At 63.5% G+C, this 5,027-nt stretch carries 5 protein-coding genes, 1 pseudogene and 1 riboswitch; of the genes and pseudogenes, 3 read left to right on the top strand and 3 right to left on the bottom strand.

What is annotated here, in order from left to right; translation table 11 throughout:
• The 3 genes from istA to ACX80M_RS20755 all read right to left on the bottom strand — a co-directional run.
• A partial coding sequence (gene istA, locus ACX80M_RS20765; RefSeq protein ID WP_459310354.1) for an IS21 family transposase occupies nucleotides 1–710 on the bottom strand: 710 nt, incomplete at its 3' end.
• A 346-nt stretch (nucleotides 711–1,056) separates the two neighbouring features.
• Entirely contained in the window at nucleotides 1,057–1,722 is a 666-nt protein-coding gene (locus tag ACX80M_RS20760) for a hypothetical protein (protein WP_252603944.1), read from the bottom strand.
• A gap of 334 nt (nucleotides 1,723–2,056) precedes the next feature.
• Nucleotides 2,057–2,818: an NlpC/P60 family protein gene (locus ACX80M_RS20755; RefSeq protein WP_252603946.1), complete on the bottom strand. Its 762-nt coding sequence runs from the start codon at nucleotides 2,816–2,818 to the stop codon at nucleotides 2,057–2,059.
• 3 nt (nucleotides 2,819–2,821) lie between these two features.
• A riboswitch (cyclic di-AMP (ydaO/yuaA leader) is annotated at nucleotides 2,822–3,017 on the bottom strand.
• A 193-nt stretch (nucleotides 3,018–3,210) separates the two neighbouring features.
• On the opposite strand from ACX80M_RS20755, the gene ACX80M_RS20750 reads away from it, so the two are divergent.
• The 3 genes and pseudogenes from ACX80M_RS20750 to ACX80M_RS20740 form a co-directional block, all read left to right on the top strand.
• Nucleotides 3,211–3,507, top strand: coding sequence for a heavy-metal-associated domain-containing protein (locus ACX80M_RS20750; protein WP_308293110.1), 297 nt, complete (start codon nucleotides 3,211–3,213; stop codon nucleotides 3,505–3,507).
• Nucleotides 3,508–3,938: 431 nt separating this feature from the next.
• Nucleotides 3,939–4,409 (top strand): hypothetical protein, encoded by a 471-nt coding sequence (locus ACX80M_RS20745; protein ID WP_459310353.1) that lies wholly within the window; start codon nucleotides 3,939–3,941, stop codon nucleotides 4,407–4,409.
• A gap of 159 nt (nucleotides 4,410–4,568) precedes the next feature.
• A pseudogene (locus ACX80M_RS20740) lies at nucleotides 4,569–4,925 on the top strand (DUF305 domain-containing protein); the annotation flags it as partial.
• Between the last annotated feature and the right edge of the window lie 102 nt (nucleotides 4,926–5,027).

The raw sequence follows: 5,027 nt of genomic DNA, 5'->3' as shown, positions 1-5,027 counted from the left end.
GGTATGCGTTCGTGGAGGCGTGCCTGGATATGCGGCAGGATTCGTGGCTGCGCGCGCATGCGGAGATGTTCGCGTTCTTCGGCGGCACGGTCCCGCGGCTCGTCCCGGATTATGTTCCGCGGAACATAATCGGGCACCAGGTGCCTCGGTGCGGCCCCAATGTGCTCGAACACCTTCCGCAGCCCGTGGCAGACACACTCGGCGGTCTCGCCGCGGTATGCCTGGACGAAGCGCATATTCGAGAACGGGAAGCTCACCACCAGGATGTGCAGGACCTGCCGGATCCCGGCGATGATCGCCTCGGCCTGCCCGAAGTCGACCTGCACCGTGCCCGCCGGCCACACCAGCTCGGTGAAACCCTCCCCAGCCTGCCGGTTCCGGGCCGTCCACTTCTTCACGAACCGTTGCACCGGTGAATACGTGCCGGTGAAACCATGCTCATCCACGAGCCGGTCAAAGATCCGCTTGGCCGTATGCCGCTGCTTGCGCGGCCGCCGCTGGTCCTCGCCCAGCCACCGCTCAATGATGCGCTCGAACCCGGTCAGCACCGAACCTCCGGGCCTTGCCAACGGTGCCGGCGGTGCCGGGGAGAAGTCCTGCTGCTCGGCGTACTTGGCCACCGAATCACGGCTGATGCCCAGCGTGCGGGCGATTTCACGTCCCGGGACTCCCTGGGAATCGAGTCTTCTGATATTTTCTTGAACGGACATGGGTACCGTCATCTGCTTTCCAGCCCTTCCGGCGCAATCGCTCTGTCAATAGCAGCGCCGTAAGGAACCTATCTGGGGTGGCGGGCCCATGTTCCCAACACACTGGGAACCGCCCCGGGCCACCGAGTGATCTCAATCTCTGCAAACCCCAAATCCGTAATTTGGAGGGGAATTGCCTGGCCTGATTCATAGCGCTCATTTGGCAGGAAACCAGCCACCAACTCGGCAGGATTTCCTGGCTGAAACGGCCTACAGATAGTCGATCACACACACCCACATTGCCGGGAAAGACCCTTACACGGAATAGGAGCGCACGAATGTGCGGTTGAGCATGCCCGGCTTCGGGTTAGTGGCTGTGCGACGTGTGGGTGTCGGGTGCGGGGGCTGCGGGGGCGTCCGTCGGCTTGTCGAGGGTGCGGTCTTCGCTGGTCGGAGCCTCCGCGGGTGCCTGCGACGGTGCCGGCGTGGAGTCGTGGCTGTGGCTCTCGGAGTCGAGGGTGCTTGCGAGGGCGGACATGCCGAACCATGTCAGCGCGGCGACCAACACGACACCTGCGGCAAACGGGCTGACCAGGTGGCGCAGGCCGCCCTTGGCGTCCTTGGCGATGAACGCGACGTACGACATCAGCAGGCCGATTGGAGTCATCCAGGCGCTGCGCTCGGGGAACTGTTCGAAGTGCTGGATGCCGCCGCCGACCAGGCCGACGCCGAAGGAGAGCAGGAGCGAGAACGCGACGAGCGAGATGGCCCGGCTTAGCAGCGGGCGCTCATCGACGAGCACGAACTCGTTGACGATGGTGCCGAGGAGGAACACGAACGCACCGACGACGCAGATGATCGTGTATAGGCCCGGGTTGACCGGATAGTGCACGACGGCGCCAGCGATAAGGGCCGCGCCCATGAAGTAGAGCATCGCGCCGATGTAGCGCGAGTAGAGCGAGGGAGTCCGTTTCGCGAGCTCTGCCTCATAGGAGGCAACGTCTTCGCGGCTGAGGTCGTTCTGAACGGTCATGTCTGGTGAGTCTTTCGTTTTCGGGTGTGTGAGAGCAGGCAGCCGTAGCGCCGATACCGGAGTTGGTGCGGCGTGGCGCTGCGCGTGCTGCTCAGCGGGGCAGAATTGAGCGTCATGTCTCATTTCCTTGGAAGCGGGGCTTGGCCGGACACTCTAAAGAGATGGGATACGCCTCAGAATTGTGGTTTGCGGAGTAAATGGCGGTGTTTTAGCACCGCTATATGTCGCCTTCGGGTGACCTGCGGAAGGAGTCAGGCGCATGGTTGGAGGGGCATCCTAAGGGCCGGTGATTCAGTGCCCCCAAGGCATTGAATCACCGGCCTTCAGTGGTTTGTTAGCCTGCGCGGACGAAGGTGACGGCACCCTTGGACGTCATCCAGGTCAGAGGGTGCACGGCGGTTTCATTCTTCCCGTTCAGGCCTGAGCTGAGGACCTGGCCGTTGCCGACGTAAATTCCTACGTGGCCAGGCTGCATGACCATATCACCGGGCTGGGGGTCGGTGACCACGGTGCCGTAGTTCATGAACTGCATCGGGCCCAGGTCCCCGACGGGGATGCCAGCGGCATTTAGGGCGTTTTCGACCAGCCGCGTGCAGTCCTGGATCATGCCGATCTGAGCGTAGGCGGAGGACACCATGATGGAGTTAATGTCACCGGCTGCGGGAGCCGGCGCGGGCGCAGGCGGGGTGACGGTGACTTTGGCCGAGGCGGGTGCAGGGGTCGTTACGGCGGCCGCGGGTGCCGCGGCCTTCGCGGCTACCACGACAGGCTTCGGGGCTTCCACTACGGGAGCGGGCGTGGTTTCCACGACCGGGCGCTCGAAGGAAATCTGGATGGTGGCATCGGCGGTCAGCGGGGCCTGTATCTGGCTCGCGACCTCGAGGTTAGCGGCCGGTTCAGCTTCGCGCTGGGCGGGGGCGTCGGCCGCCTGGGCGGCAGCAATACCACTGGTCAGCACGAGACCGGAAGCCGCTGCGAAGACGGCGGCCTGGCGGCCTGCGCCGCCGGCATTCGCGGTAAAGGACTTGGTCAGTGCGGCAAGAGTGCTGGTCTGGGGGACCGCGCGGCGGCGGCCGTGAGTTTTGCGCATGGGCATGAAAGGGCCTCTCCCACTGCCTGCGAGGTTAGCTGTCGGATTCGGGTGGGAGGCACCCGGCCGCGTCAGGCGCAAAAGTGCACCAGGCACGGCTTCACCCCAAGACCTGCCAGAAGCAGGCCAATAATGGGTTCCCCGTCTCTGCCGGACGAAAAGTGAACGGATCCCGGGCAGCGGCAGAGTTAGGCAATCTGTTCGGGAGTGCCGCCTCAAGGAGAAACCGGCACGACTTAGACCGTACTTCACACCAGCAATGTTTGTCACATTCCGGTAACGGCGTGTCCGCCGTGGCACGGGATGCGCACTTGCTCTGTATACCCGGCCCGGGTACAGGATGCGTCTTCTTGGGTTGTCAGTGACATGGAAGTCCGGGCTGGTGTTGCCGTACCCGTTTGCACGGCCGTTCACCCCCAGCACACCCTCGATTCTTCCTCAAAAAGATAGAGCCAGGCTTCCCCTTGTTTCTTCCGCTGCCGGGTGCAGCTGCTGCTCCGGCAGCGGTATCCAGTGGCAGCACAGTCGAGTTTGCTGTCGAAGGGCTGACGTGCGGGCATTGCGTCCAGACCGTTCAAAAGGCTGTATCGGCCGTTGAGGGTGCCGAGTCCGCCTTTGTGGACCTCGTGTCCGGCGGTCGTTCCCGGGTGATAGTCACGGTACGGCCGAGAGCTTTGCTGTGTGTGCGGCCGTGACCTCCGCCGGCTACACGCTTTCCAGCAATTGGCATCAAGGCCCCTGGCAGAAGACCGGTTAGGCGAGTGGGGTGTCTTTTGACGGGGCGAACGCGTCCCCGGCGCTGAGGCCGGCATCGCGCTCGGCGCTGGAACGGGTGCACGGCATCGGCCGGTGTTGTCCAGGCCGGCAATGATGCCTGGACTGTGCTGTGAAATGGTGGACCTATCCGGGGCCAGCCATACCAAGCCGTAGCAGATCCTCATTTGGGCCACCGGTTACAACATCCTCGCCGTCCCGCTGGCGACAGTGCCCTGTCCTGCCTTTGGGCTTGCGGAGGATGAAACTCAATCCCTCCCAGGTGCGTTGAATAAGAGGCTGTGACCGGCAGGAATACCCCTGCCGGTAGGCTGAAGATCCTGAACAACCTGCATGGAAGGGAAGAAACGTTGTGAGCGCACCATCGCGTGGACCTTTCTCCGCTTTCCTCTTTCGTGCAGGCTTCCTGACGGCCGCCCTAGCCATCATCGCCGGGATCTTCGGCATGCACATTATGACCGGCGCACACCATATGAGCGCCGCGCACACCATGCCGGCAGCGACCGCCGGATCCGCGGTGGACGCTGCGGGCATCCCGGCCGGGCACTCCCACACCACGGGGGCATCCTGGGATGGGACCGCCGCTACCCCAGCGGCAACTCGCTCGTCGTCTTCCTGCGCCCCTGCAGGTTCCTGCCCCGGGATGACTGCCGGGGGCAATACGTGCGTCCTGGCCCCGGGAAACACCTCACTGACCGCCCCTGCCCCCGGAACAGCACCCTATGCCTTACCGGACTTCGGGGTGGCGGCTGCAGCCAGCATCAATTATTCCTACTCACCGGACAGCCCCTCTCCCGGTGACTTCTGTATCAGCCGGACGTAAACCAGCACTGACAGCGCCGCGCCCCGGCGCAGCGTCCAGCAACGTCGACACGCACAAGACAGCCCACCTTCCCAAAGGGCGCAGCTGTCTCTGCTTGCAATCCCCAGGCGCTAAACGCCGCTGATACCTTTGAGGACCCTGATTTTCATGAAATAGACCCTGACTATTTCCGCTGCCGCGATCGCCGCAGCAATCGGCCTCGCCGGATGCTCAGCCGGCACCGGAAGTTCGGACTCGAGCAGCATGCCCGGCATGAGCCACGGCAGCTCCGCCATGCCATCGACCTCGGCTCCGGCAACGTCGGCCGCAGCCTCGGCGGACTTCAACGACGCGGACGCCATGTTCGCCCAGAAGATGATCCCGCACCACGCCGAGGCCGTGGAGATGAGCGACATCATCCTGGCCAAGGAAGGCGTCCCCGCCGAGGTGACCGACCTGGCCACCAGGATCAAGGCAGCCCAGGGACCGGAAATAGAAAAAATGACCGGCTGGCTTCAGAGCTGGGGACAGCCCACCTGAGGTGTACTACTGATGTGAGACACAGTTTGAAAGGATTGTGCCCATGTCTGCTCGACCAACCTATTCCGATGAGTTCAAGGCTGATGCCGTTGCGCTGGT

It is taken from the genome of Pseudarthrobacter sp. MDT1-22 (assembly GCF_054511035.1).
This window is presented reverse-complemented; position numbering and strand designations above follow the sequence as displayed.